Source organism: Binatus sp. (SeqCode) (assembly GCF_050013435.1).
Taxonomy (GTDB): domain Bacteria; phylum Desulfobacterota; class Binatia; order Binatales; family Binataceae; genus Binatus.
Genome location: NZ_JBEKFG010000140.1, coordinates 1 through 3,305, shown reverse-complemented (window position 1 = coordinate 3,305; position 3,305 = coordinate 1). Strand labels below are relative to the sequence as shown.

Genomic DNA, 3,305 nt, shown 5'->3' with positions numbered 1-3,305 from the left:
ATCCGCGCGCAAACAGCTCTTGCTCCCGGGCGAGATCCGTTTTCGCTTTGTCAAGCTGAGCTTGAAGTCCGGAAATCTGCGCATCGAGCGACATGAGCTGCAACGCGAGCTTCTGGTCGGCGACAATTGCCACCACCTGGTCTTGCGCGACGTGATCGCCCTTTCGCACCGCAAGCTGCACCACCGTGCCGCCAATCCGGGCACGCGCTGGCACGGTGTTAGCGCTCTCGACGGTGGCGAACACGGCCTTCTCATCGGCAACCTGCTGGGGGGCAACAACGAAGGTCTGTTGAGCAAGCACCTGTTGGGTGAACAGCGCCAGTGCAGCCGTCGTCACGATAGCCGAACGCATCGGTGCTTTTGCCTCCATCACTCGCGATCCGGTCGTCACAGCTCGTATCCCCCGGGACACGGATGCGTCATTGATCTGGCGCAACGATTGGACGGAGGTTCGAGGGAATACGGCGAAGTTTCCCACCCAAATGGTCGAGCCCGGGCCTACGCCTGCCAAGCATGTGGAATCAGTGCCCGGCGCGCGCTCTTCGTCGCTGGCTCACTCGGACTTCGAAATCACTTCCTCTGTGCATGAAGTCATTCGTTCGGAGATCGACTCACCCGTGTGGCGTTAACCGTGCACTCGATTATCGCACGGTTGTTGCTGGGAAGAGCGCGCTTATTTCGACAACGCTGATGACACAGAAAAGCGAAACTCAATTGAACTTATGCGTGCAGTGCCCAATAGCCATACTGCCCACCCAAGAAATATATGTAAATGCTGAAATATTTCCGGTTTGGTGCCTATTAATGAAGCCCTATTAGGCCTGACGTACCCGCGATTGGCAGTCACCGTAACGCCGCAAGGACCCGTCACCGATGTACGTCGGTTTCGCGGCCGAATTTCACGCCCCACTTCTTAGACTTAGAGGCCGTTTCGAAAGTCTTTGTCAGGCGCGCAGCTCATTGAGCAGAGCCCTGGTCTCCTTCAGATCGAGCGTGTCGAAGCCTTCGGTGAACCAGCCGTAGACCGGAGCGAGCAGGTCGCGGGCCTGCTGCAGCTTACCCTGATCGCGCCACAGCCGCGCCATGCTCATCGTCGCGCGCAGTTCGAGAGATTTTGCTTGCTGCTGTCGCGGTACCGCGAGTGCGCGCTCGAAATAGGCTTCCGCCTTCGCCGTATCCGGCTCAGACGACTTTAGCGCGATTTGGCCGGCCACGCGACGGAGCTCAGCCTCCCACCAATTTTCCTTGGTTGTTTCGATCGCCGTCATCGCTTCATCAATGCAGCGCCAAGCATCATCGAACTGGCCAAGTTGCGCACGGGCCCAGGCCAGATATGAAGAGGCCAACGGCACGAGCACGTTTGCTCCAGTTGACCGCTGTACGCCCATCCCGGAGGTGATCATTCGGACTGCGTCCGCGGCTTTGCCGGTCAGGGCCAAGACGTAACCCTGGATCACCATTCCGCCCGACTTCCAGAGGACTGCGCCTTTCTCGTCCGCTAAAGAGAGCAGTTCGTCGGCTTGCATGTTTGTCGCCGCATAATTTCCGCAAAAGACGGGGGTAAGCGTTGCGAAAGTCAACGCATACATCAGCGTGCCGGCGTGGCTTATCTCTCGCGCATTATTGAGCGCGTCGTCTGCGTCTCTCAGCGCGGCCTCGGGATAGCCAAGCAACCACAGTCCGTACGAGCGAACAGATAAGATTGCGCTCCGGACGTCTTGACCAAATCGCGTCGCCAGCGGACGATGCTCCGTAGGATCGTAAAGCGCGATCGCCTTGTCGTAATGTGCCGGCGCTTCCGCGACATCGCCCAGAAACAATAAGGAGTGACCCATGAGGCGGTGCCCGATCATGAGCGGAACCGTTGTTCCTTGCCGCTCCGCTAGCGCCAAGAACTGCACCGCAAGCTCGCGCAAAGCGTCGCCATTGAACGCTGAGATGTTCGCGACCCAGAAGCCGTAGAGGACCGAGAACAGCAGCAGTGGGTCTTCGGGAGGCTCTCCCAGCGCCTCCGCTTGCTCCATGAACAAGCGGGCTTGCTCTAGGGTTGCTTTGGTTTCGGGCGCCGCATAGCCTTTGACGTGCATTAGAGCATTCGCGAGCGCGACCTGAAGCTTGATCTGCTCGCGACGCAGCGCCGGAGTGCCGGGCAAAGCCGCGATCTGGTCGAGGGCGCGCGTGAGCTGCGCTGCGGCTTCGACCAGTGCTGAGCGCGCCAGCGACCGCTGTCCCGCTTTGCCCCAGAGGGCCGCAGCTTTCTCGATCAGTCCGGCCTCGGTGCAGTGACGCGCCAGCAGCTCCGGCTGATTCTCGGCAATCTCGGCGAATTGGGTTTCGAGAGTTTCGGCGATACGGGCATGCAACGCGCGGCGCGGCTCGCGCAGCAGCGTGCCGTAGGCCGCATCCTGCACCAGGGCGTGCTTGAACAGGTAGGTCGCGTGCGGCGGCACGCCCTGCCGGAACAGCAAACCGGCCGCAATGAGACGGTCGAGCGCCGATTGAATCTCTGCCTCCGGCTGGCGCACCACCGCAGCTAGCAGGGCATGCGAGAATTCGCGACCAATCGCCGCGCCGATCTGCGCCAACTCCTTGGCGTGGCCGAGCCGGTCGAGCCGCGCCATCAGCGAGGCGTGCAGGCTTGCGGGCACGGCTAGCGCCGGGGACGGAACCGAGGCGGCGGTCCGTCGCACTTCGCTCTCGCCCTCGGCCTCCAGCACCGCTTTGGTCATTTCCTCCACGAACAGCGGAATACCGTCGGTGCGTTCGATGATGTCCTGCCGGATGTTCGCCGGCAGTTGTTTGTTGCCGACGACGCGGTCGATCATGGCGTCGATGTCGCGTTGCGCCAGCCGATTGAGCGTGAGGGCCGTGACGTGCGGCCGTCCGATCCAGGGCGGCTCGAATTCCGGCCGAAACGTCACCAGCAGCAGCACCCGAAGGTGAGCAATCCGATCCACCGTCCGGCCGAACAGTTCCAGGCTCGTCGGATCGGTCCAATGCGCATCCTCGAAGATCATCAACACCGGATTGTGCCGTGCCAGCGCTTCCATATGCAATCCGAGCGTTTCCATGGTTTTCTGCCGGCGCTGTTGCGGGGTCAGATCGAGCGGGGGATAGCGTCCATCGTTCGGCAGCGACAGCATCTCGGCAAAGAGCGCGGCGTCCTGCGTCGAGGTCGCGGTCTGCGCGAGCAGCGTATCGAGCTTGTCGAGCCTCGCCTGCGTTGTGTCGTCGTGCGCTAGTCCGGCGGCGCGTTCCATCTGGCCGATGATCGGATAAAACGCGCTGTCGGTGTGCTGCGGCGA

General features: G+C 61.5%; 1 protein-coding gene and 1 pseudogene. Both read right to left on the bottom strand.

Annotated elements, in window-relative coordinates:
- Positions 1–370, bottom strand: a pseudogene (locus ABSB13_RS16885) (efflux RND transporter periplasmic adaptor subunit); the annotation flags it as partial.
- 574 nt (positions 371–944) lie between these two features.
- Positions 945–3,305, bottom strand: a 2,361-nt coding sequence (locus ABSB13_RS16880; RefSeq protein WP_428110509.1) for an AAA family ATPase, incomplete at its 5' end; no start/stop codon positions are given.